The sequence below is a fragment of the Paenibacillus sp. J22P218 genome, from assembly GCF_056269195.1.
Window position 1 is genome coordinate 48,798 of record NZ_JBWDNL010000007.1, and the last position, 26,605, is coordinate 75,402.

Below are 26,605 nucleotides of genomic sequence, written 5' to 3' on the forward strand. Positions count from 1 at the left end.
TCCTGATTTCAAGAAAAATGCTGCTGCGCGCCCCGTTTCGCCCTGAATCGCTCAAGCGTACCGTTGCCGAGCAGCACGAAGCCGAAACAAAATAGCGCAATCGCTACGCCCGGCGGCACAATCCACCACCACGCATCGTACATAATGGCATTGTTGGTATGCGCCAGCGTAAGAATCGTGCCCCAGCTTACGCTCCGCGGATCGCCGATGCCGAGAAAGCTGAGCCCGGCCTCCGCCAGCACCGCCTGCGTCGTTACGCTGACCAGGTTGGCCGCGATGATCGGGAATAGGTTCGGCAATATTTCCGTCGTCATGATTTTGAAATTGCCCATCCCGACGACCCGCGCCGCCTCCACGTAACCGCGCTGCTTCTCGGACAGCGTCTGGCTGCGGATGCTTCGTGCCATGTACAGCCAACTGAGCAGGCCGATGACGAGTATGATGCTCGTAAGGCCCATGGACGGCAGGAATGAAGCCAGAATAATCATAAGCGCGATGATTGGAATAATGAGCAGCAAGTCGACGACGAACATCAAGGCGTCGCTTACCCATTTGCGGTAGAACCCGGCGGTAAGTCCGACGAGAACGCCGATGACCGTCGTAATGGCTCCCGCCAAAATGCCGACCAGAAAAGAGGTTTGCGTGCCGTATATGAGCTGCGAAAACAAATCCTGTCCGTAGCTGTCCGTACCGAGCAGATGCTTCGCGGAAGGCTTAAGCCACGCTTCGAATTCAATGTCGTTTTTGTTATAAGGGGCAAGCAGCGGCCCGATGAACGCCGCAATCGCAAAAAAAGCGAGAATCGCGAGCCCTGACAGCTGCTTGCCGTTCCATGCGCGGGAACCTTCCAACGGGGAGTTGGTCTTCATATCCGTTCAGCTCCTAATTCAGATTGACGCGAGGGTCAATAAAGGGATAAATCAAATCGGCGATTAAATTAACGGCGATGATCGATACGGCAATAACGAGAAATGCACCTTGGATTAACGGATAGTCATGATTCAATATCGCGTTATTGGTGAGCATCCCTATTCCGGGGTAGGAAAATACGATTTCCATCGTGATCGCCCCGCCGACGACATGACCGAGCGACAACATAAATCCCGTAAACGAAGGCAGAAAAGCGTTACGGATTCCGTAGTGGAAAACACGTCTTCTCGATGACAGACCTTTGGCACGCGCGAGCACCATGTAATCCTCGGATAAAACCCGGATCAAATTGTTGCGAAGCACGAGAATATGGCTCGCAACCGATGCCAGAGCGAGCGAAACGATCGGCAATACGGCGTGATAGGCGATGGAACCGGCCTTGCGGATCGGGGAAAGCGTATCGTAATCGACGGGAATCGCCTGACCCATCGGTAACCAATCCAGCTTGTATCCGAAAATAAGAATAAGAATAATGCCGATCCAAAAATACGGAACGGAATTGATGAAGAAGCTGACGCCGAGCGCCGAGTTATCGAACCACGAGCCCGGTTTCAATGCGCCCTTGACGCCGATCAGCCAGCCGATTCCGTAGCTTAGCAAGGTGGCGATAAAAACCGTACCCAGCGTCCACGGCAAGGCGTTCCAGAGAACGTCCTTGACGGGCACCGGGTAATTGAAATAGGAAATGCCTAGATTGCCTTGGAACAATTGGACTATATAGCTGCCGAACTGATGGAGCAGGCTCGGATTGTCGAGTCCGAACTGCTTTCGCAGCTCATCCGCTACCTCGGCTGAGCCAAGCGCGGTCGTCGAAGCGATCATTTCCGCAGGATCGCCGCCGATGAGCCTTGGTAGCAGGAAGTTCATGACGATCGCCGCCAGGAGAGTCGCGATTGCGAACGCGACTCTCCTGATGACGTAGGACAATTGAATCTTCATCGGTACAGCTCCTCTTTATTTCTTCGTGACCTTCGCTAGCGAAATGACGGAGGTCGCCGGAACATTCGTGTCGTAATTCGTGAATGCCGTTTCGCTATATGGCGTCTTGCCCGTACTGTATAGCGTAACGATAGGCGCGAGCTCGGCGATTCTTCCCTGTACCTTCTTGTACAGCTCCGCACGCTGCTCCGCATTCGCTGAAGCGGCTTCGTTGAGCCATCCGTCCACTTGCTCATCCCTGAATCTCGCCCAGTTAAGTCCAGGAGAATTCTCGCCGATGGGCGCCGTCATTTTGCTATGGAACACTTCGAGCGCGGCTTGCGGGTCCGGCGGAACGGTAATCCCGTTTTGAATCAAATCATAATCGCCCGACATCGCAAGGCTCGTAAGCTCCGGCCAAGTCACCATCTTGATCGTCGTTTCAATGCCCGCTTGCTTCAGCCAGTCGGTAATCATCGCGCCTTCTTTGTTCTGCGCCGGAGCGTTAGCCGCCATATAGTACACGAAGGATAGCTTGACGCCGTCTTTCTCGTAGATGCCTTTGCCGTTCTTCGCGTAGCCTGCATTTTCTAGCGTCTTGCTCGCTTGTTCGACGCTGAACTGCAACGAAGGATCGGATGTTAAACTCTCGTCAACCAGACTGCCGAAGCCTTGGGATAGGAATCCAGGATTGCCGAGCGTGGCTGCTCCCATCTCGCCTTTCTCTACGACTTCCTCGCGATTGACTGCTTGCTGAATCGCTTTGCGGACAGCTGCGTCGTTCAAGCCCGGCTTGTCGTTATTGATAATGACCGCGTAGGTGGACAGACCCGGAAATTGCTGCAGCTTGTTATCTTTGTTCTCGAGCAGCTTCGGAAGACTCGGCATCGCGATCGCGCCTGTCGTCCCTTGAATCTCCCCTTTTTGCAGCGCTAGCGTAATAGCCGGCGAATCCTTGAACCGTTGAAGAACGAGCTCGGTAATTTGCGGAGCGCCCAAGAAGAAGGCGGTATTGGCATCGAGCAAAATCGCGCTTTCGTTGATGTTTCTGAATTTGAAAGCTCCCGTGCCGATCGGCGTTTTGTTCAAAAACGTCGCCGGATCCTCTTTCTCGAACAAGTGCTTAGGCACGATATAAACCGTGGTCAGGTAGTTCTTGAGCGAAGGGAACGGGCTGTTCAATTGAAAGACGACCGTATCGGAACCGCTTGCCGTCACGCTGCTTAGACGGGTGTCGCTCCACAATTGATAGGAATCGAGCACGGCATGATCCTTTAACGCATGGAACGTATACGCAACATCGTCGGCCGTGAAAGCTTCTCCGTCATGCCACTTCGCGGCCGTGTTCAGCTTCACGGTAAACGTCTTCTGATCCTCGGACCATGTGCCGCTATCTGCCGCGAGCCGGTTGATCAGTTCACCTTTGACCGGATTGAAGTAATAAAGCGCGTCATACACATAATCGAACAATGGACGATAATTGCCTGTTTTCAAGTAAGGATTAAAGTTGTTGACCTGCTCCGGATTAATGACGTCTCCGATGCGGTACGAAACCTTCTCGCCCTTGGCCGGCTCTGACGTCGCGGGAGAATGGGTTGCTTCCCCTTTGTTGCCAGCAGGAGGCTCGTTGTTCGCGTTATTGCTGCAGCCTGCGAACAGGGCGACCGACAATAACGCCGCGATGCCTAACGGTACATACCTTTTGAACAAATTCACTTTCGATTTGCGAATACTCATACATAACCCTCCACCATTGTAGTCTGCCGCTCCGATTCCAATATCGAATGTGCGGCTAAATAAAAAAACACAATACAAAGCTATCGCCATCAGGCAATATTTTCGCATTGTGTCTCCGGCTGTCCGGTAGACAAATATCCTATAAGATTACTCGGCTTTACAGCCGACTTCATCATCATACAACCTAGTTAACATCTTGTAAACACCTATTTATTATGTGTTCATATTTGTCGAAATAACGCTTATAATAAGGTTCGAAAGAGGAGTTGGCAGTAACTGACGCGAATGAGTAACACTATAAACCGTTGCGGGAATGAGGCTGGAGCGCTTTGAAAACATGGGAAGAGGAGTTAGACGACCTTCGTGTGAAACGTCGGGATCAAATCCTTGAGGCTGCTAGAGAAATCTTTTTGGAGAAGGATATGTCCCAAATTACGATGGTGGATATCGTGGCCAAGGCGGGGATCAGCCGGGTGACGATGTATAAATATTTTAATTCGATACATGAAATCGTGTTTGAAATACAGATCAAAATCATGAACGAAATCTCGCATTATTTTCAGGTGGACGGCGATTCCGGCAAGACCGGCGCGGATAAACTGAGCATTATGCTGAATGGCTGGCTGCTGCTTTACCGCGAGCATCCCGACCATCTGCGGTTCATCGGGCTATTCGATCACTTCTACCGAAACTCCTTTCCTTCGGAGGAGCTTCGCAAACGGTACAAAAACTCGATGGAGGATCGCGGGGAGCGTTTCAAAGCCGCCATCGAAGAAGGCATTCGCGACGGCTCGATCCAGCCTTCCTTCGATCCGAACATCCTCGAGACGATGATCCAGAACACGATCATCAGCATGATGCTGCGAATGGCGATGCGGGGACATCTCATTCAGAAGCAATGGGATGTGGATCCGGAGCAAATTCTGATTTACTTAATGAATTTCGTATCGCAGTTCGTCCGCACGAAACCCGATCTTAGCGTGTTTGAGCTTGTCTCTCCCGCCGTGACGGAGCACTAACATGAACAAAAGCCGGCTGATCAGAGAGGCCTTTCATACAGCCCCTCTGATCAGCCGGCTTTTGCCGCTGCCTAATAACCTTTGAACTCGTCGTTCGATAGCTCCTCCCTGGCCGCGATCAGCCAAGGATGGACGAGCTTCATGTTCGCCCGGTTGTCCCATAGGTGATCGAGATACACCAAGATGCCTTCGATGAGCTGGTCGTTGTTCACTTTGTCCTTGACGCTCTGCAGGTAAGGGTGGTCGCCGGGAAGCTCCCATGCCATTTTGTCCGAGATGAACAGCACTTTATCGAGCAGCGTAGAATTTGCCTTGAGCGTTGTGTGGCATTCGATCGCATTCAGGATTTCCTCGTCCTCGATATGAAACAGTTCGGCCGCCATCGCTCTCGACAGCTTCTGATGAACGATGCGGTCGTACTTCCTTTCCTCGTCGAGGATCGGAATTCCGAGCTTCTCTGCGGTTTCCATCATCTTGCTGACAGGGATGATGTTGCTAATATCGTGCAACAAAGCCGCTGTTACGGCTTTCCTCGGATCGGCCTCGTATCGTTCAGCCACCTTCTGTGCGACTCCGGCTACCTTGTATGTATGATCCAGCGTGTCCCGATCGTCGTTCAGCTCGAAAAACCGCTTAATATCTGAACGTAAATTACCGGTTGGCTCAAACCCTTGCACGTAAGGAAGTAAAACCTCATTCATCGAAACGCCCCCGCCTCTATTTATTTTCAGCCAACACGGTTAGCATTCAAAAAATCATTTAACCTACTTATTTCGTCTGTCATGAATACTAACTCTCTGTTCTTTCGCTCTAACAATACGTAATAAGATCCATCTTGTTTCAAAGCAACGCGTTCGTCCGGAATGTTGAAGCCGTATGTATGAATCAAATGCAGCATATCTTTAATCTCGATAAGATCCCTCTCGGGGTGGTCGCCATAAATTGTAAGTGCGTAAGGCTGATCGTGGCCACGCGAGTTTAAGTAGAGCGTTGCGCCGATGAACAATGCCAGCATCCCGATTCCCGAAACAAATAGTATCCGATTAAGACCCCGTTCCCTTCTGTCCCTCATGCTGTGCCACCTCTCCGATGAACGCCATCCCTAACCACCTTTATATTATAACATTTGTTAAAATTTTGAAATCGATAATTTGGAATTCAGCTAGAGCGGTTTAGTTTCATTATTACGAGCAAACTGCCGTCTAGAGTAAGGGGCTGTAGAAGTGCTGTACAACGCAATAGTGGTATTTCGTCGTCACTATTTACGTAGGCCTGAACCGAACTAAATCGCAACCTCCGCCAAAGCTGTGTAGCCATCCATAATAGGATGTGATACCCAGCTTATTCGCACAAACCTAGGTTACTTGAGGAGAATAGGATGCAAAATGCAGCTTATGGTTGGTGAAGGTGGCGATGGTGGGAGAGCAGGCGGCGTGGCTGATAGAATTGGATGGGAAATCCATCCTATTCGTACAAACCTAGGTTACTTGAGAGAAATAGGATGGGAAATGCAGCTTATGGTTGGCGAAACCGACGGTTGCGTGGGGGAGCTGGCGGCGTGGCTGTGCGTGTAACGGTATTTCGTCAAACTAATTCGGCTTTTTAGACCATACAGCGGAGATTAGCTCCATTAACGGCCTAAAATCGAACTAAATGAGGCAATTCCACTGCTACATTCCCATTAGTGGCCCAAAAAGACACTATCAGCGAGTTAGGACACTACGAGGTTTTGGAGCAGCGTGTGTGTGCTTATTTCTTGCAAAAAAAGAGGCCGCGAAGCCTCCACAGCTTCGCAACCTCTATTCCACTTATAATAATGCCTTCGCAATGAGTGCTTGCCATTCTTCGACTGACGTGTCTCGCGCGACGAACCATGCTTTGCCTTCGCCGTATTTGTTCTCGGTATAGACGCCGCCGTTTGGTCGTACGCGAATCGAATCGGTAACGAAGTTATTCGCGTTCCATCCGAATACGCTGCCGTACAGTTCTGGCACTTGAGTCAAGAAGACGTTGTCTCCGTTTTTGCGGAACAAATCCGTCGTCGCGATGAGACGACCGCCTCTTTGTACGTATTCTGCCAAACGTTGCTCCAGTGCGGCGTCATGAAGCAGATGCAGCGGTACGATGACCAGCTTATGATCGCCAATATGCTCAGGCGTATATAGGACGTCGACCGAACGAGTCTCGTCGAATAACGAACGATAAACGGTATCTACCATATAATCGGCATATGCGATATGATCGGATACCGAGATCCGGTAGCTCCATGAGCTCTCGAAGTGATAGTAAAGGCCGATTGGCGCAGCTTGCGCTTCCGTCGGCTCGATATAATCGAGGTGACGCTCCGAATAGTCGCGCACGACGCCATAGTTGGCGGACGGCTCGCCCGTCAGCGTCAGCAGTTCGGGATGTCCTCCGCCTTGCTCCTGTCCCCATGGGAACGGCTTCGCCTTGAACAGGAAAAACCGGCTGCAGCCGCGGTCCTTCAGCAGCTCCATCTCGCTGATCAAGTTGCGCGAGCCCGTGCCGTATTCCATCATCCAGAACGGACGCTGCAGCACGCCTCGGCATGCGTCTCCGTAGAAAGCAATCTCATGCGGCTTGTCGCTGTAGATGTCCATGCCTACGACATCAAGCCCGTCGAACAGCTCCGACCAGTCGACGCTGTCGCCCCAACGGAACATGAACGCGTTCGTCGTGATCGGCCGGCCGTCAATAAATGGCCTTAATGCTTCGGCCTGCTTCCGCGCATAGTTGACGATGGACAAAGATGAAAACTTGGCGAAAGCCATCTCCAAGCTCGGATTCTGCCACATCGTTACATCGGCGTCGATCTTCGCCGGAAGCGGAATTTGATCGAATCGCTCATAACGCTGCGACCAGAACACTGTGCCCCAGCGGCGGTTAAGCTCTTCTACCGTACCGTATGTTTCTGCCAGATAGACATGGAACGCCTCCCGAGAACACTCGCCGAAATCGAATTTTGTCTCGCCGCCGAATTCATTGTCGAGCTGCCACGCAACGACCGCCGGATGGCTGCCGTAGCGCTCTGCCATCTTCGTTACGATGCGCATGGAATAGTCCACATAATGCTTAGAAGAGTATGAGCGATGCTGTCTTGCCCCGAAGCGGACGGTGGCCCCGCTGCGATTCACGGGCAGCACGTCCGGATGCTTCTCAACGAGCCAAATCGGCGGGCAAGCGGTAGGCGTGCAGAGCACAACTTCCAGTCCGCAGGCTGCCGCTTCCTCAATGGAGCGATCCAGCCACTCCCAATCGAACTCGCCGTCCCGTGGCTCCAATACCGTCCAAGCAAATTCGGCGATTCGAATTTGCGTAATGCCCGCTTCTTTTATTTTCTTATAATCAATCGTCCATTGTTCCGGCTGTTCATGCTCTGGATAATAGGCAACACCAAGGATCATGCCCTATTCGCCCCTTCCGTGTTATCGTTGTCTGTACTATTGGCTGGCATTATTATGCATTCACATTCAATTGGGCCTTCCTCCGTAAAAAGGAGCTTCTCGCCGCTTGGCAATTCAACATGAACCGGCGTATCCCCCGCACGATTAACCGTTAGACGGAAGCGGCCAGCATCGATGGCCCACTTCACGGCCACTTCTCCCTTCGGCGTCATGCAGCTGCCGGAAGCCCACTGCAGCGGACCCGTATGCGGAGTGATGCTGATTGCTGCATATCCCGGCAATAACGGCTTAACGCCAAGCACGGAGGCAGGCAGATCGTAAAGCGGCAGCGCTCCCCAAGCGTGACAATCGCTGCGTACCGAGACCGGATCTTCGACCCAAGACGTCAGATTAAGTTCAGCTTGCTCGCGCCATGCATCCCATAGCTGGAAGGCATGATCGTATAACCCAGTCCGCTCAAGCGCGCGGAACAAATAATAAGACATCGCAAGCGTAACTTTCGGCAAGCTATCGTCGCGCAGCATCCGCTGCATCAACCCTTGAGCCTCTCCGTCTGAAGCCGTTCCCGTCAGCACCGCCCATATTTGCGCATGCTGGCTATAATCCTCAGAGGATGGGCTATCGCGATACAATTCCCGATCCGGCGACCAGCAATGCGCTCTTACCGCTATACGAATACGATCTGCGCGATCGCGATATTCGCTTGCCGTGTCTCTTCTGCCCGTCACTTCATTCAGCTCCGCAGCTTTCTCAAGCGCGTCCGCGTACATCAGGTTGTACACCGTCAGCGGTCCGGACTTGCCCGAAGGAGGAGCTCCGGCATTATCCCGCCACGCTTCCGTCCAATCTACGAACGACCAATACGCCTCGGGCATGATGCCCACAAGTCCGGTCGAATCAAGACGGTTCTCGAACCAGCCAAGTACGCCATCGATTGTCGAGCGGTATTGGCGAACGAGTGCATAGTCTGCAAAATGGGCGTAATGATCATGGACCATCATGACCCAGAACAGCGCGAAGCCCGGTATAATCTGCCGCGAGACTGACGGATAACGGCTCTGAAGCATGCCGCTTGGCGTAATGGAGCTATGGAAATCGTAGATCGCTTTTCTCGCCAGCCTGTCATCGCCGCTAACCTGATACGTGAACAACGCTTGCAGGCGCGTATCCATCTCATATTGCATCTGCTCGTAAAAAGGAGTGTCCTCGTACGATTCGTGCATGCAGTTACGCAGCGTGTTCAGACTGATGTTCCATAACGGCTTCAATGTAGCATCGGATGCGTCAAAATGTCCGATTTCCTCCATCGGATATCCCGTTCGGCGTATGGAGATTCGCTCCAGCACAAGCGCTTCGTCCGAAGCTTTCACCTGAAGTCTAATGTAGCGGAAAGCACGTCTATGAAAAGGCTCGTAAATCTCAGCACCATCCCGATTCCCAAAGCCTGCTGCTGTATATTCATCTGTAAAGCCGTACAGCGCCTTGCCATCCGGCTCATCGCGCACGCCTTTATTTCGTTGTCCATTCGGCTCCGGCGGATACTCGTAGCACTCGGAATACAACAGCGTAACCTTTGCACCTCTCCCGCCCGACAGCGCTAGGCGCGGATAACCCGCCATTAACTCCGGGGCTTCCAGTTCAAGCCATAGCTCCTCTCCCACAGCCACCGTTAAGCTTCCGAGATCGCCCCCGTTCAGCGTGGCGCGAGACCATATACGACCCGATCCTTCTCCCTGAACGATAGCCGTGAAATCGCACTCCGCCTCCCGCATGAGCGGAATCGGCCTAGGCGTCAGCTGCCACTTGCTTAAGCTGCCGTACATCTTATCATGCGTAGGTGCAATGACGGCTGCTTGCTTCCAGCTTGTATCATCATACGGAGCAGATTCCCAGCCGAAGGGCCACTTCGCACCGTCAACCTGTTCGCCCCCGCCGATAAACAATGTATACGTTTCAGGCTGAAGCTGAAGGGCCTCGTATCGCAAGGGAAGCGCTTTCCAATTATCGCTCGAATCCAGCGATTCCAAGCGCTCGCCGTCGCCATCCACCAAGCTGCCCTCCAGAAGAAAACTGCCGGTCCCGGAACGCCACACCGATGCCGGCCCCCATTCCGCTCCGTTCTCTCTGGCCGATGCCGGGTAGCGCATAACCCGCGCGGCCAGTACGTTAAATCCTATGTTTAGGCGGTCTGTCAGATCGATCGTCTCGTAATAATACGTATTGGCATCGCCTTTGCATGGACCTTGCGCAACCGATTCGCCATTCAAGTACAACCGGTAACGGCTGTCCGCCGATACGCGAACAATGAGCCGGTAGCCCTCTCCTTGCTCGGGAACCTCGAAGCTCCTCCGGAACAACACCGTTTCAGGACGATCCCCGCCGGCTATTGCCGAATTATCATGCTCAGCCCATATCCAGCTAGCCGTCCATGCTCTGTTCTCTTCCATCTCCTGCTCCTCCTTCGTCAGCGCGCAGAGCGGTATTCGCTCGTACTAACACCTGTATAAGCTTTGAACCGTTTATAGAACCAATCGAGCTCGTTATAACCGACCGTCTCCGCGATCTCGTATACTTTCAAGTCGCTCTGTAGAAGCAGCTCCTTCGCTTTTTCCATCCGTGTTTGCAGCAAATAATCGTTGAAGGACATGGCCGTCGTCGCTTTGAACAGCTTGCCGAGATAGTTCGGATTCATGTAAATTTGCTGCGCTACGCTCTTCAAGCTCACGTTGCCGCCATACTGCTCTTGGATGAGACGTTTCACTTCGTCCACGATTTTGTTCGGACGCAGCTCCTTGCCTCTCATGAGCAAGGCGCATACATCTTTGCATTTGCGTTCGGTAATCGCCAGAAGCTCCGCCATCGTCTTGCACTGCATGACCGATTCATAGTCGCCTAACGCATGATCGAACAAACCTTCATGGCTTGCTCCCGACTCGCGCACGATGCGGTAGAGCTGCACGAACAGCTCCACAACGGACAGCTTAGCTTGATTTGCCGGCACGCCGCCCCCTTGGAAGCTTTGCCAGAGCGCCGCAAGCGTGTCATGTGCCGCTGCGCTGTCGCCGCCGCGAATGGATTCTAACAGCTCGGCGGATAACATCTGAACCTGCTCGCGATTCATATCGTTGCCCAGAAGCGAGTTGTCCCGACCTTCCAATATCGTACCGGCCCCCGTCAGAAACTTGCGGTCAAGCGCCTGCTCAGCAGCCGCAAACGATGCCGGCGCATCTTGGTAGCCGTCGACGATCGTGCCGATGCCGATCGTAACGGTTTCTTTCGCATACTGGCTCACCGAACGGGAAAGCCTCTCCGCAAGCTCGCGCACGGTTGAAGGCGTCACCTCCCCGGGCTCACCTGCGCAGAGGATGCCGTATCGCTCCTCCGACTCCTCGAACAGAAATCCGAGCCCGCCCGTCACCTCTTCGCTAATATTGCGTGCCGCGTATCGCTTCAACTCGACGTCTCTCTCCGACAATACACTCTCTGTGTCACTAGCGAAGCTCGCTTTGCCATAGACGAAGTCCAGCTCAACAATTAGACAGCAGTACCGCTCCGGTAAGCGTCCCATCTCCAGCAGCGACAGCTGCTCCTCATATTCCTTGCCGTTCATGCCGCCATGCGTCAGCTTCCGCAGAAACTGATCGCGGATGGCCGACATGCCAAGCCGGTGCTGGCGCTCGGATAATCGCGCCTCGGCAATGCTCGCTGCCGTTCGCTTGAGCAGCTCAATCAGATCTTCCTCATCGACCGGCTTAAGCAAATATTCCTTAACGCCAAGCTTCATCGCTTCGCGCGCATATTCGAAGTCGTCATAGCCGCTTAATACGACGACGTCCGTATCGGCGGCAAAGCTTTTCATTCGGGCGATAAGCTCAAGTCCATTCATGATCGGCATGCGAATATCGGTCAGCACAAGCGAGAACGTATGCTCCTTAAGCAGCGACAGTGCTTGCTGTCCGTTCTCGGCCTCCGCTCGGATGACGAAGCCGTATTGCTCCCAATCAATCAAGTAGCGAAGCGATTGTCTTGCCACGGGTTCGTCGTCTACGATCAATACGTCATACATCCTATTCACCCTCCTGCGCTTCAAGCGGAATCGTCATCGTTACTTCCGTGCCTTGGCCATATACGCTTGTAACCTGCAGACCGAAGCCTTCGCCGTACATTTGTCTCAATCGCCGATGCACATTGCGCATCCCGATATGCTCGTCGCTCGCAAGCCCGTCTTCCTCTTGCAGCCAGCCATGAATTTCCTTCAGCCGCTCTTCCGGTATGCCAAGTCCGTCATCGCTTACGACGATATACAGCTTGCCATCCTGAGCGCTCGTCTTAATGCGGATAATCGACTGGACTGGACTTAACTCAATGCCATGCGTAACCGCATTTTCGACGATCGGCTGAATACAGAGCTTCGGAACCTGAACATCCTTGGTCGAAGCATCCGTTTCGATCGCATACAAAAACTTGTCTCCGAACCGATACTGTTGAATTTGCAAATAAATATCGATAAAGCCGAGCTCGTCCTCCAAAGGTATCGTCTGCCCGCTTCGCTTCAGCATCATGCGGAACGACTTGGCCAGCAGGCCGACGATCTTCGCATTTTCCCTGTCTCCGGCTATTAGCAGCTTCCCGCGTATCATGTTCAGCACATTGAACAGGAAGTGAGGGTTGATCTGCGTCTGCAACGCATACAATTCAACCTCCTTCGTGCGAAGCGCGTTCTCTCTCCGGTTCAGCTCCGATTGATACACCTCGCCGATCAAGTCGCGAAGCCTTCGTACCATCAGATTGAACATTTCGCCAAGCTGGGCGACTTCATCGCGGCCTCGAACGTCCACGAAGCTCTCGAAATTGTCTTTATGCAGCCGCTTCATCCGGATCGACAGCTCGGTGAGCCGCGAAGTCAACTGAACGGACAGCAGCGAGATAAGCAATACAGACAACAGGAACGCGATGATAAAAAGCAGGATGGCTAGCGACCGCAGTTGGTCGATCCTCGGCATGATTTCCGTAATCGGGACGTACGTAATGACCTTCATCCCTTTGACCGAATTGCGGGAGGCGAGGGTCATGAAGAGAAGCTGATACGTCTCATCGCCTTCCTTATAATTAAAGCTGCCTGCATCCTCTTGCATGATGCGGCTCTTCTGCGGAATATGGGGTTCGGATGCAGGCTCTCCATCTTTGCTGGCCGTATCGACAAGCACCGAGCCGTCCGGGTACAGAAACAAGAAACGTTTGCTCTTGCTCTCCTCGCTTACGAGATCGAGCAGCACCTTCAGCTTGATCTCTACGGATACGACCCTTTCCGATTCCGGTTTGAAGTTATTCATCCGTTTGCGGAAGCTGAAGAGCGGTTCTTTGTCCACCGGATTCGGGTACGGCTCCGTCCATATACCGCCGATCCGGCTATCCAGCGTCCTCTGATACCAATCGCTGTCCCTAATATCCTTGTCGATCAAATAGATGTTCGAGAAGATGAACGACGGGTTATTCGTATATTGGTAAAGATGATAAATATCCTTCGTCGTCTGTACCGCCGAAACGAACGGCTGATAGTAATTGAAATATTCGGTGTAAGCGTCGCGAAGATCGGGATATTCCTGTTCCACCGCTTCATCGAGCGCCGTATTCAGAAACAGCGTGTTGGCGATTTCCTCGTAGGAGAGCAGTTTATTATCGAGATTGCTGCCGACCTGGGAGAGTGATAATCGGTTGTTCTCCACGATCGATTCATACGCCATATCGGTGCTTTTTTTCATGAGTACATAAGTAAGGGAGCCAAGCAGAAACAGCACAATGAACAGGTTCGCTGCGATCAGCTTCGTACGTATTTTCATCGTTGCCCCATCCTCTCCCCGCCGCGGCTGCTTAGTCCCTAACTCATTAGGGCGCAAACGCGCATACTCCTTGTGCCGCATCGTACGCGGGCAAGGAGTATGCGCTTAGATTCATTTAACTATTGCCCTAAAGACTTGTTGTATTTATCAAGGAATGCTTTCCATAGCTCGGTGTAAGCGGCGTTCGCTTTATCTACGCCAGCTTTGCCCATTTGCTCGACGAAGCTGTTCCATGCCGAGTCGAACTCGCCATCGTTTTTCGCCATGATGATGCTCGGAATGTTCTTACGCCATGTATCGTCCATCTTCTGCTCTTCGACCTTCGTCGATTCCGGCGGCGACAGCTGCCATAGGAAGCCCGGCACGTATTCAACCGGCGGAAGGAAGTCGGCCCATACTTGCTTGTTGTAAGCAGCCAGCACTTCTTTGGTCATGTCGTCGTAACCGAGCTCCACGACGTCCTTGGTCATAGGGGTTGCATAGTCGCCGTCGGCAAGCTTCGCTCCGTGGCCGATGCCGAACCAGTAGAAGTCGCCTGTGCCTACGCTCTTGAATCCGCGGTTGTAGTCGATGTCCGGATCAACCGTACGCTGTTTCACTAGCTCTTGGTTGATAACGCGTTTGCCGTTCTCAACCGTGAAGTCTTCGCCCTCGATACCCCATTGCGTGAGCACTTGCGCCTCATCGGAGAACAGATAGTCGATGAATTGGATAATACGCTCAGGGTTCTTCGCTTTGCTGGAGATCGTCCATTGGAAGTTGCCGCCGCTTGTAGGCGTAATCGCATTGGAATGATCCACCGTATTGGCGTCAAAATACATCGGAAGGTAAGCGTACGCCTTCTCCGGCTTGCCTGCTGCGCGCAGCGATTGCTCGGCTTCGCCCATCATCCAGCCTGGTGCGTAAGCAGCGAGCACGCGGCCTTGAGCCGCCTTCGCTTGGAAACCTTTCTCGTCAAGCGAGAATGCTTCTTTGTCGAGCAGTCCTTCGTTGTACAGCTTGTTCAGGAATTTATAATATTCTCTCGTATCTTGCGATACCGGATTGTAGCTCACGTTGCCGCTATCGTCGATCGTGTAGTTGCCGTGGTCCGGCAAGCCTTTCGCCCAAATAACCGGGTTGTTGAACGCGATTTTCATCGTCCAGCCGTTCATATAAGCTCCGAAGCCGATCGTGTCTTTGCCGTCGATTTGCGGATGCTTGTCTTTGTAGGCTTTGATGACTTCATACAGCTGGTCGAACGTTTTCACTTCCGGATATCCCGCTTCCTTCAGCACGTCGTATTGCACGATGAAGGAACCTTTCGTATCCGCTTGAGCTTCCTTCGCTTTCTTAACGGAGTAGAGCGAGTAAATGTCACCGTTCTCATCTTTGAGCAGGTTCAAATAATCGCCGAACTTCTCCTTGATGTTCGGGCCGTATTGGTCGATCAAATCATTAAGCGGAATGATAGCTCCCGCTTCCTTGTAGCGAAGCGTGTACTTCGCGTCCAATACGACGATATCCGGATAATCGTTGCTCGCAAGCCATAGATCCCAACGCTGGAACTGGTCTCCGACCGTCAGGTCGTATTTCAGCGACACGCCTGTTTTTTCCGTAATTTTGGCATTGATCGGCGTCTCCCATTTCAGCTTGTCATCAGCCGTATTGATGGAATACGTTACGGGCGATAAGTCCGGTGCCGGCGCATCCGTTTCCTTGCCCGCATCATTCGTTGCTGCTGGCTTGTTGTCTGGAGCTGGCTCGTTTTCCCCTTTGTTATTGTTGCCGCTGCACGCTGCAAGCATGGAAGCAAGCATGACAAGCGATAACATGACCACCCATAAGCTGCGTGTCCTTTTCGTCTTCAAATCCGACATCCCCCTGTCACTGATTAGTTTGATTATATCAACGGAATTAATATTCCGCTCGATATCGATATCACTTTTTTTGCAATCAGCTATTCTTTCATGGAAGCGACCATAATGCCTTTGACAAAATATTTCTGAACGAACGGGTAGACGCATAGGATCGGCACGGTAACGATCATCGTCATAGCGGCCCTCGTCGCATCGGGATCCATTCCTTTGCTGCCCATGCTTAGGGCGTTATTGCCGTTAAGCACTTGGCCTTCCGTCGTCTGCAAAATCTTCATCAGCTCGAATTGCAACAAATCCAGACTCTCTGTGCTGCTTGTGTAGAGATAGTTGTCGAACCACGAATTCCAGTGCATAACCGCGATGAATAACGACACGGTAGCGATAACCGGCATGCTGACCGGAATTACGATTCGGAACAACGTTTGGAAGTCGGTTGCCCCGTCGATCTTGGCCGATTCGATAATGCCATCCGGCAACGATTCAAAATAACTGCGGATGATGATGACGTTATATGCGCTTATAAGCATCGGGAAAATATAAACGCCAAAGCTGTTCATCAAGCCGATATCGCGAATGAGCAAGTAATAAGGAAGCAGACCTGCGTTGACGAACATCGTGAAAACGAGAATGATGTTCAGCAGCTTGCGGAATACGAAATCTTTGCGGCTGAGCGTGAAGGCGATCATCGCCGTTCCGATAACGCCGAAAAACGTGCCGATGAGCGTTCTCGCTACGGAAATCCCCGCCGCTTGCAGCAGACCATCGCTTTGGAAAATCGCCCCGTAATTGTAGAGCGTGAACTCCCGCGGGAATAAGTAAATGCCGCCTCGAAGCGAATCCAATCCGTCGTTCAGCGAAATCGCAAGCAGATTGACGAACGGATACAGCGTTAGGAGACCGAACAGCAGCAGCACGACATAATTGAACGCATTCCATAGGCCGTCTCTCCAAGTCTCGTGCTTTGCCATTGTGAATCACCTCTATTCTTGAATCGGCCTCAAGTTAGAACAATCGGCTTTGATTCCATTTTTTGGATAAATACGTAACGCCGAGTATGAGCAATACGCTGACGACGGTCTTGAACATGTTGATCGCCATACCGTACGAATAATCGCTTAGTTGCGTGGAATACCTCAGCGCGTATAGATCGAGCACGTCCGAATAATCGTAGACGACCGGATTTCCAAGCACGAATTGCGATTCATAACCGCTGTTGATGAGCCAGCCGACATTCATCGTCAGCAGCAGGATAGCGGTAGGCATGAGGCCTGGAATGGAGATATACCACATTTTGTGCAATCGGCTTGCGCCGTCCACGTCCGCTGCCTCGTAATGCTCCGGGTTGAGTCCGACTAGAACGGCCAAGTAGATGATCGTATTCCAGCCAAGCTCCTTCCACAAATTCGAGATCGTATGGATGATCCAGAAGTTCTCGCCTTTAGCCATGAAATAGATCGGCTCTCTAATGATGCCAAGCCCCATAAGCAATTCGTTGAGCATTCCCCCGTCCGGAGAGAGAAACATCATGACGATATTGGCAATGACGACCCAAGACACGAAATGCGGAATGTACGTGATCGTCTGAATGAGCTTTTTGAACTTGGTGCTGCGCACTTCGTTCAGCATTAAGGCAAGTACGACGGCGCCTACGAAGCTTGTAACGAGGTTCAGTACACTCATTACCAGCGTGTTCCTTAGTACCCGATAAAATTGCTCGTCCCGGAACAGCTCGGCGAATTTGTCGAAACCTATGAAGGAGCTTCCCATGATGCCCTTTGCAATTTTGTAATCTTGAAATGCCATAACCCATCCCCAGAGCGGGCCGTAGGAGAAAATAGCGGCGAGTACGACGAACGGCAATGCCATAACGATCAGTTGGCGCTGCCTGACGACCTTCTGAAGGAAGTTCCGTCCTTTGCTGCGATTGACGGTCGCCGTTGCCGCTTTATTCTCTGTTTGGCTGGTCATACTTCTCATGATGCGATTCTCCTTTCTATCCTATCTGTGACGACGCCCGTGCTTCCGCAGCACTTTTTCTTCACCACATCAGAATGATTAAGTGCTTTATAGCGATAAAGCGAAAAGGAAATCATTCTGATTGGCGATAAAAACTTCCACTTAAACGCGGTCGCTCATCTCTGAAGTACTCCGATAGGCGTTTTTCTCATTATGCTGCCGCTATGGAGGACCAACAACCAGTGTAATCCGCTATGATCGCCCCATAAACGGTAGATTCCAAGCTCTTATTCGGCAGGTTTAATTTGCGCCAAAACCAGCACGTCTTCGGGCTGCAGCTGCATACTGCCGGGGGCAATGACACGCTCGCAAGCAAGCTCGTAGAAAGATTGCTCCAGCACGATTCGCTGCGGAAGCCCGCTATGATTCATAACGAAGAGGACATCTCCTTCGTCCGTGCGGCGGCGCGTCACCTCAACGCCAGGCGGCGCCGTAATTCCGCCAATCGGCACTACGCCGGCATCTTCCGCCGCTTGATTCATGAGCGCATGCAGCGTATCGTTGTCGGGATCCGTACCGATGTAATAAGCATGTCCGTTGCCGTAACGATTGCGCACGGCAGCCTGCTTGCCCGCCACATAGTCGTCCGCATAGCGGATTAACGACTCCGCAGATTCCGACTCCAGTTCGATGACATCGAACCAGGTGCTTCCTTGGCCTTGGCCTGATGGGATAGCATTGTCGCTTCGCTCCAGAGCTCGCCGCTCATTAGGCCGGAGCGTGCCATAATCCGTAACTCGGATACCGGCAAGCTCCCTGTACACACCCGGCAAAGGCTTATCGTCCATTCGGTTGTTCCACAGCTTCGAACCGGCGCGATAATCGAGTACAGCCGTCCCCCCAGCGCGAACATATGCGTATAGCTTCGTTACAATATCGGGCCTAGCCATCATATAATGCGGCAGCACGATCAGCTTATAGCGGCTGAAATCCGTGTCATCCGATACGATGTCTACCGGCATACGGCTTTCGTAGAAATAGCGATAATAGGAATACAGATGATTCATATAGCTGTAGCCCGGCAGGAGCGGCTGAATTTCCGTCGCCCATTCATTATCGAAGGAACGGATAATGGCTGCCTCCGCGCCCGAGCCGCTTCCGAGCAGCCTAGGCATAATCCGTTGCAGCTCTGCCCCTGTCTGCTTAACCTCCTCGTAGCGTCTGCCGGTCAAGCCGTCATGCTGAAGGATGCCATGCCAGAACTGCTCCGCTCCGAACAGGCAGGTGCGCCAGCGGAAATAAACGATCGCATCTGCGCCGTGGGCGACGGACTGGTAAGTCCATCTGCGCAGCTCGCCCGGCTTCGGCGTCTGGAACAGGATGTCACCGCCAGGAGGACCGGCTTGGTGTTCCATGACCCAGAACGGCTCGTTCTTAAGTCCGCGGGTCATATCATGCTGGGCTGCCGCCTTGCTCGGGTCCGTCGCCTCGCTGAAATGCAAATTCGGGTAGTTGTCCCATGAAACGAAATCCAGCTCTTCGGACAGCTTGTACCCGTCAATCTCGTTGAACGAACCCATCATGTTATGGGTTATCGGTTGATTAGGCGCCAGCCGCTTCAAAATATCGAGCTGCAGTTTCTGGAACTTCACGACCGAATCGGAAGCGAAGCGGCGATAGTCGAGCACGAGTCCCGGATTATGCAGATGGAAAGGCGCATAACCCGGCAGTGTCACTTCATGCCATTCGTTGTATGTCTGACTCCAGAACACCGTCCCCCAGTTTTCGTTCATCGCGTCGATGTCGCCTTCGTATTTCTGCTCCAGCCAGCGATGGAACGCTGTCTTGCAATTGCCGCAATAACAGCGAGTCGTTTCGTTGCAGCCAAACTCATTATCGATCTGCCAGCCGATGACATTCGGATGGTTCGCGTAACGCTCGGCCATCCGCCTCGTTATCTCTTGCGCATAGCGATGATAGGTTTCGTTGTTGAAGCAGTAATGTCTGCGGTTGCCGAAACCTCTGACATCGCCTTTATAATCCTGCATATAAATGTCGGGATGCTTATCCATCAGCCACTTGGGCGGCGTGGCGGTAGGCGTACCGAGAATAACGCTAATGCCTTCGGATTCAAGGACGGCGATGCTCCGATCGAGCCACTCAAAGTCATACATGCCTTCTCTCCGCTCAAATTTGGACCAAGCGAATTCGCCGATTCGCACGACATTAAGTCCCGCTTCGCGCATCAGCCGCGCGTCGAGCGGCCATCGCTCCTCGGGCCAATGCTCCGGGTAGTAACAGGCTCCAAACCTCACTTCAGTCACTTCCTTCACGTAGTGGTTGCTTCTATTATCCCGCCTGAGCGAGACACGAGACACCCGTCAACGAAGCTGGGATTACAGGAGAAAACAGATATGATTGCTTTGCGCACAACGACAAACAACCCCATTCTGGAAGAATGGGGTTATTTGTTTCTCATCGCTTTCGTCGGGCGTATTGATTGCGCTTTCTGCAACGGCTGTCTTCCAATGTGCTAATACGAGCCTATCAGTTGCAGATTGTGCAATGAAGGGCAACAAAGCGCATAAAGCCCGCAAATCTGTTAAAATAGTAAAACGATGACACTTTAGCGGAGGGAATTTCTCCATGTTGCTCAATGACCATAACGAGGACCAGCATCACTTGATGGCCCATTCCATAGCTTTGAAAGCCGATTGCGAGAGCTGCTTCGGCTTATGCTGCGTATCGCTTCCGTTCTCGGCTTCGATCGATTTCGGGATGGACAAGAGCGCCGGACAAGCTTGTCCGAGCCTGCGCGAAGACTTTCGTTGCGGCGTTCACAGGACGCTCAGGCAGACAGGATTCAGAGGATGTACGGTATACGACTGCTTCGGTGCCGGCCAAAAGGTGTCCCAAATCACTTACGACGGAGTCAACTGGCGCAATGCGCCGGCTACGGCGAAGCAAATGTACGAGGTGTTCCCGGTCATGTGGCAGCTTCACGAGCTCCTCTGGTACTTGGCGGAGGCACTGCGCCTGCAGAGCAACGACAGTGTCCTCCAGCACTCGCTCCTTTCCGCGTTTGAAGAAACGGAACGGCTTACTTATATGGCGCCAAACGATGTGTTGGCAATTGATATCCCGAAGCATCGGGCAGACGTGAACGTACTGCTGCTCCAAGTCAGCGAGCAAGTAAGGGCGCATGCGCTGCGCCAGTGCAAGACGCCGCCCAAGCATCCTAAAAAGGCGAGACGCGGCGCCGACCTCATGGGAGCGAAGCTCAGAGGCGCGGATCTAAGAGCCGCCAACCTGCGGGGTGCATACCTCATTGCGGCAGACCTTCGGGACGCGGATCTGAGAGCGGCCGACCTCATCGGCGCCGACCTCCGCGATACCGATATTCGCGGCACTGACTTGTCCCAGACCCTTTTCCTATCGCAGGCCCAGATGAATGCAGCGAGGGGCGACGCCTATACGAAAATCCCTGCCACGCTTGCAACTCCTAGCCACTGGCTTGCCGCTTCAGAATGAAATACCTTGCTCGTTATACGCCTTGATCGCCCGCTTCGGCGCGATGCTGCTCCATGCCTTGACGAGCAGCCCTTTCACCTCGCGCGGATCGGCATTAGTCATATGAATGTGCATATAGTTCATGTTCGAGAACGATTCAGGTATGGAATAGGCTGCGGAATCCATGTCCGTATAGATGATCCGGTCCTCTCCCGTTGTTTTCACCGTTAGCGTGACGCCGTCTTCCTGAACGACCGCAAAAATTTTGCTGCCAATCCGGTAAGACGGCTTTCCCCAATGCTCCATCTCGTGCGCCTCGGGTAAAGCCAGCGCAAAGCTTTGAACCTCTTGTTTGGTTATCACAGCAGCACCCACCTCCATCTTAATGAACGCCTCTAGCTCCAGTATAAACGAATCGGCAAGACCATATAACGCTACTCTTCATAGCTTAGACGAGAGCGTTAAGCAGGCGAACAACAGCGTCGATTACCGCCTGCGGTTTATGAATCTGTATCGCATGCCAGCTATCTTCCACAATCGTATGCTGTGTTTCTTTCGACAATTGAAGCAGCACTTTCTGCCCTTCCAGCCATTCCTCAGTCTGATTGGCAGCCGTCAGCACGGCTATCGGCAGATCTGCTCGCAAAGGCCGGGACCGGACAAGCTGAGCAGCGCTTTCCTCCACATGAAGATATTCCAGGTAAGCTGCCCGATACGCCGAACTTCGATAGCCCATTGCCGTCACATGCTTCTGAACGCAGACAGGCAGCCGCTTCGTGCCGACATGCTGCCTCACCATTCTCGGCACGCCTATAGTCGATAACAAATAACCAAGCTTATATTTCAATCGATGTTTATTGCGTTTCGTTTTTCTGCTGCTATTCAGATGCTCTTCCAAAAAACGCCCCTCGTGCGTCGCATCGACCAGCACGATTCCGGCAACCTCGTCCGGATATTCAGCCGCGAACATGCGCATGATCATCCCCCCGTACGAATGCCCTACGAGCAAATAGGGAGGGGTCAGCTTCAGCTCACTCAGCAGACCACGCAAATCCTCTACATAATGCTTGCAAGTCGGCCTCTCCAGTGTACCTGTACTCCAGCCGAAGCCGGCACGGTCATACGACAATACCTTGGTGTAGGTAGACAGCTTAGGCTGAACGAGCGACCAATCCAAGGCGCAGCCGCCCATGCCCGCTTCCAACACCACAGTAGGACAAGCCGGATTGCTCTTTCCGCTCACGATCGCATGCAAGCTGCGAGGACCGACTCGAACAAGCTCACCCTGCGGCTTATGCTTATCTCCCTCATATTGCGACAAAGCCGCCTGCATGAACGTAAGCGGGAAACCGATAACCGATATGGCCGCACGCAGCATTTGATTGCCGATAGGTATCCCCATTCGTCCTATCACCTCGATCCGATTGGTTTGTAGTCCCATCATAACGGCGCGGAGCTGGTCAAAAAAGAGAAATTGCTTCACGGTAAATTTCCTGTTTTGTGAGCGGATAACGTACAAAGCGGCAATTGTAAGCCATGCGGCTCGGGGCAAGCATAGGCCTGCACGTTTCAAATGTTTTGTAATCGGGTACGGTTACTTTAAAAAGCCGGAGGGGATTGCATGACCAAGCTGAACGATTTCAACCGATATTGCATTTCCATCATTCTCTTTCTGGTCATTGTTTATTTGGGAGCCAAGGTCAACTTCATATTCAAGCCGATCGTATCGTTGATTACCGTCATTACGATCCCGCTTATGCTGTCCGTTTTCTTCTATTATTTGCTGCGGCCGCTCGTTAACCAAATGGAAATTCACAAAATAAAACGCCCGTTGGCGATCTTGCTTATCTATGCGGCAATCGCGCTTATGTTCGTTGTATTCGGCATTCTCGTATGGCCTCCGCTGCGAACCCAATTAACGATGCTCGTCGATAATGCGCCGAGTCTGTTCGATACGCTTAACGAGCAAGCCAAGGAGCTGGAAAGAAACGAGCTATGGTCCCGATTCATCCCCGATGATCGGAGCCCGCTCAGCGCATTCACGCAATATTTGAACAAAGGTTATACGTTCGTGAGCAATTACATAACCGGCATGTTTGCCCTATTTTCCAATATCGCGATTATTCTCATCATCTTCCCGATCATTCTGTTCTATATGCTGAAAGAAGGGGACCGTTTCGGCCGAGCCCTCGTTGCCGGCTTTCCGCTTCGGTTCCGCAAGGATGCCGCGGAGGTCGTATCCAATATTGACGAAGCGCTGAGCAGCTTTATCGTCGGGAAGGTGATCATTAATCTCTCGCTTGGCGTGCTCATGTATATCGGATTTCTGATCATTGATTTGCCCTATGCGCTTTTGCTGACGGTCGTAGCGGTCATTTTGAATTTCATTCCGTTTATTGGTTCGTTCCTATCCTCGATCCCGATCGTCATCATCGCCTTTATCGAATCGCCGACAACCGCAATCTGGTCGGTCGTCATTATTACCGCGGCGCAACAAATTCAGGATAATCTGATTGCGCCCTACGTGTACGGCAGGCAGCTCGACATTCATCCGCTGACGACGATCATCCTCGTCCTTATCGGCGGCGATTTGGCCGGCATCATCGGCATTCTGATCATTATCCCGGTGTATATGATCATTAAGATCATCACGACCAAAGCGTATCAGCTGTTTTTCCGAAAAAAATGGGAGGAGGCGTAAGCCCACTCCCAGCATTCTTAACCATTGTTACTCTGCTCCGTCAGCGAATACGACCATGTAGTTGCCCATTGCGGCGAATTGGGCCGTTTCCAGCTTGTCCGGCGCGCTCTCTTGCAGCGCCGATCCGATCGCCGAGTAGAAGTCGTCTTGATCGTAGTCGCCCGTATAACGAATGACAACGATCGAATCGCCTGCTGCCAGCTTAACCCAGCAGACTTCCTAACCTGTCTTCCGTTACCGTTATTCCTGTCCGCGGGACATGCGAGAGCCGAAAATGCGGGACCAGCTCGCTGGCACTGACGGGCTCGGGCTTGTCGATAAGACCGCTGACCGAAGCCAGCCAGCCGATGACTTTCTCCGGCGCCGTGCCGGACTCGCGCAGCGCGGCGAGCGAGATGCTTCCGTGGCGCTTGGCGAGCCGCTTGCCGTCCGTGCCGAACAGCAGCGGCACGTGGGCGAAGCGCGGAGGCTGCTGACCGAGCGCCTCGTAGAGCTGAAGCTGCCGCGGCGTCGAATCGAGCAGATCCGCGCCGCGCAGCACGTCGGTGATGCCCATCTCGGCATCGTCGACAACGACCGCGAGCTGATAGCTGAACAAGCCATCGGCCCGCTTCACGATGAAGTCGCCGCCCGCTCCCGGCGGGAAGTGCTGCGGCCCGGCGATGCCGTCTTCGAAGCCGACCGGCTGCTCGTTCACGGCGAAGCGCAGCGAAGGCTGCTTGTGCAGCCCGCGCTCGGCCCGCTGCGCGGGTGAAAGGCAGCGGCAGGTGCCGGGATAAGCCGGCCCCTCGCTGCCAAGACCGTGCGGCGCGCTGGCAACCGCGGCCAGCTCGGCACGGCTGCAGAAGCAGGGATATAACCTCCCTGCTTCCTCCAGCTTGGCGAGCGCCGCCTCGTACATGGCGAGGCGCTCGCTCTGCGAATAAGGACGGTGCGGCCCGCCGACATCGGGCCCCTCGTCCCAGTCCAGACCGAGCCAGCGCAGGTCCTCCAGCGCAAGCTCGGCCAGTTCTGTCCGCGAACGGGACGTATCGACGTCCTCCATTCGCATAACGAATGTGCCGCCTGCGCTCCGAACCTGCAGCCAGGAGAGCAAAGCGGTTCTTGCATTTCCGATATGCATCAGCCCCGACGGGGTCGGGGCGAATCGTCCTCTCATCGCGGCCTTAAGCCTCCTTGCCTATGTATGCAAAAATGAGCAGGAGGCAAGCTCCTGCTCAAACTGGTTTATGAATTAAATGGCGGAGCTGACGGGATTCGAACCCGCGGTCTCCTGCGTGACAGGCAGGCATGTTAGGCCTCTACACCACAGCTCCGCGTAACAAGACAAGTAGTATCTTATCATGGCGGCGGTCGGTAATGCAACCTTTTTTTTCGCGGCTAATTATTAACCCCTATCAACAGTTAGCCCGTTTGAGCTTTTCGATTACAATAGCGAACCGTAAACATCTTATTAGCTCGTTTTCCTCTGATCGGCATCCTTAGCGAACCTAGAAACTCTTATTCGCCTCTGTTCCTTGCATACGAGTGCCATCTCGGTGAAATAGCCATTCCTAGATTCGTTACCAACCGAATATCCTCTGGAATTCAACAATAAGCGTTTCTGAATTCCTTACATCCTCCCATTTAACCGCCACAAACCCCCATACAGAAGAGAGGCTGTCGTTAAACCATCCAGTATATCGGAATCATGAGCACGGAAGTAATGATTCCGGCCGCTGCCATCGAGAATCCGCTGACGCCGCCCAACGACTCGGATTCCGCGATCATTCGCGCGGTGCCGATGCCGTGCGCGCTAGTGCCCATCGCTGTGCCGAGCGGAATATCGCCGCGAATGCCGCATAGCCGCAGCACGGCCGGACCTGTCACGCTTCCGACGAGACCGGTCAGCACGGAGAAGGACGCGCTAAGCTCAGGAATGCCGCCTGCTCTTCTCGCGATTTCCATCGCGATCGGGGCCGATACCGACTTCGACAGCATCGACCGGATCAATTCCTCGGGGCTTCCCGTCAGCGACAGAAGAAGCGCGGTGAAGGCCACCGATAGGAGCGAGCCTGCCGTGATCCCAGCGAGCACGGGGAGCAGCGCCTCCTTGATTCGGCCGGCATTCTTATAGAGCGGAACGGCCAAAGCTACCGTAGCCGGTCCAAGACAAAAACTTAACCAGTCGCCCCCGGACTGGTAGAAAGCAATCGGAATATGGCCCGCCGTGAGCAGGACGATCAACATCGCCGAGGCAGCTACGAGCGGGTGCATCCAGCTCCATCTTCTTCGGCAAGCCAGTGCCGCCAAATAAAAAAGGAGCGTGCCGCCTATGCCGAACATCGGATTATTGAGCCAATGTGCGGGATTCATCGGCGGATCGCCCCTTTCTCGCGCTATATTTGGTTACAAGACCGGTAACGAGCATCACAAGCCAAGTCCCCGCAACGATGCTCATCAAGATAGGCATCCATTGCGGAGCCATAAGCTTCGCGAACGCAAGCGTGCCAACAATCGACGGGACAAAAAACAAACCCATATGCTTCAGCGCAAGCCGTCCGCAATCCTCGATCCAGGACAACTTGATGACCTTCGCGAACAAAGCGGCTACTAATAATAGAAGACCAATTATGTTAGCTGGCAGCGGAATGTTGAGCCATTGTTTGATCCACATCCCTACCGAATAAAACAAAGTAAAGATGACCGCGCCGAGCAAAAGCTTCATGCA

General features: G+C 53.0%; 23 protein-coding genes and 1 tRNA gene. 4 read left to right on the plus strand and 20 right to left on the minus strand.

All coding sequences use genetic code 11. The annotated features are described in order from the left end of the window. Positions 1-8 precede the first annotated feature (8 nt). Genes AC0YN0_RS26130 through AC0YN0_RS26140 form a run of 3 tightly spaced genes read right to left on the minus strand, consistent with a single transcriptional unit; the run spans position 9 to position 3,585 of the window. Complete coding sequence (locus tag AC0YN0_RS26130; protein ID WP_475823898.1) at positions 9-869, minus strand: ABC transporter permease; 861 nt, start codon at positions 867-869, stop codon at positions 9-11. A gap of 13 nt (positions 870-882) precedes the next feature. Further along, positions 883-1,869 carry an ABC transporter permease gene (locus AC0YN0_RS26135; protein ID WP_475823899.1) on the minus strand — a complete coding sequence of 329 codons (987 nt, stop codon included), beginning with the start codon at positions 1,867-1,869 and terminating at the stop codon, positions 883-885. 15 nt (positions 1,870-1,884) lie between these two features. Further along, entirely contained in the window at positions 1,885-3,585 is a 1,701-nt protein-coding gene (locus tag AC0YN0_RS26140) for an ABC transporter substrate-binding protein (RefSeq protein WP_475823900.1), read from the minus strand. A gap of 329 nt (positions 3,586-3,914) precedes the next feature. Here AC0YN0_RS26140 and AC0YN0_RS26145 point away from each other — a divergent pair, with 329 nt between their 5' ends. Continuing rightward, complete coding sequence (locus tag AC0YN0_RS26145) at positions 3,915-4,604, plus strand: TetR/AcrR family transcriptional regulator (RefSeq protein WP_475823901.1); 690 nt, start codon at positions 3,915-3,917, stop codon at positions 4,602-4,604. A 71-nt stretch (positions 4,605-4,675) separates the two neighbouring features. Here AC0YN0_RS26145 and yqeK read toward each other — a convergent pair whose 3' ends face one another. Further along, entirely contained in the window at positions 4,676-5,305 is a 630-nt protein-coding gene (gene yqeK, locus AC0YN0_RS26150; RefSeq protein ID WP_475823902.1) for a bis(5'-nucleosyl)-tetraphosphatase (symmetrical) YqeK, read from the minus strand. A 26-nt stretch (positions 5,306-5,331) separates the two neighbouring features. Then, a complete protein-coding gene (locus AC0YN0_RS26155; protein WP_475823903.1) occupies positions 5,332-5,676 on the minus strand; it encodes a hypothetical protein in 345 nt (114 codons plus the stop codon). Positions 5,677-6,037: 361 nt separating this feature from the next. On the opposite strand from AC0YN0_RS26155, the gene AC0YN0_RS26160 reads away from it, so the two are divergent. Continuing rightward, positions 6,038-6,178 carry a hypothetical protein gene (locus tag AC0YN0_RS26160; protein ID WP_475823904.1) on the plus strand — a complete coding sequence of 47 codons (141 nt, stop codon included), beginning with the start codon at positions 6,038-6,040 and terminating at the stop codon, positions 6,176-6,178. Positions 6,179-6,412: 234 nt separating this feature from the next. Here the strand turns inward: AC0YN0_RS26160 and AC0YN0_RS26165 are convergent, their stop codons facing one another. From AC0YN0_RS26165 to AC0YN0_RS26200, 8 genes are all read right to left on the minus strand, one after another. Beyond that, positions 6,413-8,029, minus strand: a complete 1,617-nt coding sequence (locus tag AC0YN0_RS26165; protein WP_475823905.1) for a beta-galactosidase — start codon at positions 8,027-8,029, stop codon at positions 6,413-6,415. Then, positions 8,026-10,476, minus strand: coding sequence for an alpha-L-rhamnosidase-related protein (locus tag AC0YN0_RS26170; RefSeq protein ID WP_475823906.1), 2,451 nt, complete (start codon positions 10,474-10,476; stop codon positions 8,026-8,028). The genes AC0YN0_RS26165 and AC0YN0_RS26170 overlap by 4 nt, the downstream gene beginning before the upstream one ends. A gap of 17 nt (positions 10,477-10,493) precedes the next feature. Beyond that, entirely contained in the window at positions 10,494-12,095 is a 1,602-nt protein-coding gene (locus tag AC0YN0_RS26175; RefSeq protein ID WP_475823907.1) for a response regulator, read from the minus strand. Position 12,096: 1 nt separating this feature from the next. Continuing rightward, a complete protein-coding gene (locus tag AC0YN0_RS26180; protein ID WP_475823908.1) occupies positions 12,097-13,869 on the minus strand; it encodes a histidine kinase in 1,773 nt (590 codons plus the stop codon). A gap of 119 nt (positions 13,870-13,988) precedes the next feature. Continuing rightward, on the minus strand, positions 13,989-15,719 hold the full coding sequence (locus AC0YN0_RS26185) for an extracellular solute-binding protein (protein WP_475823909.1): 1,731 nt from the start codon (positions 15,717-15,719) through the stop codon (positions 13,989-13,991). An 89-nt stretch (positions 15,720-15,808) separates the two neighbouring features. Then, positions 15,809-16,696 carry a carbohydrate ABC transporter permease gene (locus AC0YN0_RS26190; RefSeq protein ID WP_475823910.1) on the minus strand — a complete coding sequence of 296 codons (888 nt, stop codon included), beginning with the start codon at positions 16,694-16,696 and terminating at the stop codon, positions 15,809-15,811. A gap of 34 nt (positions 16,697-16,730) precedes the next feature. Further along, a complete protein-coding gene (locus AC0YN0_RS26195; RefSeq protein ID WP_475823911.1) occupies positions 16,731-17,705 on the minus strand; it encodes an ABC transporter permease in 975 nt (324 codons plus the stop codon). Between the two features lie 266 nt (positions 17,706-17,971). Beyond that, positions 17,972-20,017 carry a beta-galactosidase gene (locus AC0YN0_RS26200; RefSeq protein WP_475823912.1) on the minus strand — a complete coding sequence of 682 codons (2,046 nt, stop codon included), beginning with the start codon at positions 20,015-20,017 and terminating at the stop codon, positions 17,972-17,974. Positions 20,018-20,330: 313 nt separating this feature from the next. On the opposite strand from AC0YN0_RS26200, the gene AC0YN0_RS26205 reads away from it, so the two are divergent. Further along, entirely contained in the window at positions 20,331-21,215 is an 885-nt protein-coding gene (locus tag AC0YN0_RS26205; protein WP_475823913.1) for a pentapeptide repeat-containing protein, read from the plus strand. On the opposite strand, the gene AC0YN0_RS26210 is transcribed toward AC0YN0_RS26205, so the two are convergent. Both AC0YN0_RS26210 and AC0YN0_RS26215 read right to left on the minus strand, forming a co-directional pair. Beyond that, positions 21,207-21,557, minus strand: coding sequence for an MmcQ/YjbR family DNA-binding protein (locus AC0YN0_RS26210; protein WP_475823914.1), 351 nt, complete (start codon positions 21,555-21,557; stop codon positions 21,207-21,209). The genes AC0YN0_RS26205 and AC0YN0_RS26210 overlap by 9 nt on opposite strands. 85 nt (positions 21,558-21,642) lie before the next feature. Beyond that, a complete protein-coding gene (locus tag AC0YN0_RS26215) occupies positions 21,643-22,677 on the minus strand; it encodes an alpha/beta fold hydrolase (RefSeq protein ID WP_475823915.1) in 1,035 nt (344 codons plus the stop codon). A gap of 138 nt (positions 22,678-22,815) precedes the next feature. On the opposite strand from AC0YN0_RS26215, the gene AC0YN0_RS26220 reads away from it, so the two are divergent. Next, complete coding sequence (locus AC0YN0_RS26220; protein WP_475823916.1) at positions 22,816-23,895, plus strand: AI-2E family transporter; 1,080 nt, start codon at positions 22,816-22,818, stop codon at positions 23,893-23,895. 17 nt (positions 23,896-23,912) lie between these two features. Here the strand turns inward: AC0YN0_RS26220 and AC0YN0_RS26225 are convergent, their stop codons facing one another. The 5 genes from AC0YN0_RS26225 to AC0YN0_RS26245 form a co-directional block, all read right to left on the minus strand. Further along, positions 23,913-24,074, minus strand: a complete 162-nt coding sequence (locus AC0YN0_RS26225; protein WP_475823917.1) for a hypothetical protein — start codon at positions 24,072-24,074, stop codon at positions 23,913-23,915. A 23-nt stretch (positions 24,075-24,097) separates the two neighbouring features. Then, the gene (gene gluQRS / locus AC0YN0_RS26230) at positions 24,098-25,054 is read right to left on the minus strand and encodes a tRNA glutamyl-Q(34) synthetase GluQRS (RefSeq protein ID WP_475823918.1); all 957 of its coding nucleotides are present in this window, start codon (positions 25,052-25,054) and stop codon (positions 24,098-24,100) included. Positions 25,055-25,134: 80 nt separating this feature from the next. Continuing rightward, positions 25,135-25,211, minus strand: a tRNA-Asp gene (locus AC0YN0_RS26235). Between the two features lie 349 nt (positions 25,212-25,560). Beyond that, positions 25,561-26,250 (minus strand): LrgB family protein, encoded by a 690-nt coding sequence (locus AC0YN0_RS26240; RefSeq protein ID WP_475823919.1) that lies wholly within the window; start codon positions 26,248-26,250, stop codon positions 25,561-25,563. Next, the gene (locus tag AC0YN0_RS26245) at positions 26,225-26,602 is read right to left on the minus strand and encodes a CidA/LrgA family protein (protein ID WP_475823920.1); all 378 of its coding nucleotides are present in this window, start codon (positions 26,600-26,602) and stop codon (positions 26,225-26,227) included. Before AC0YN0_RS26245 ends, AC0YN0_RS26240 begins: the two co-directional genes overlap by 26 nt. Positions 26,603-26,605: the final 3 nt, after the last annotated feature.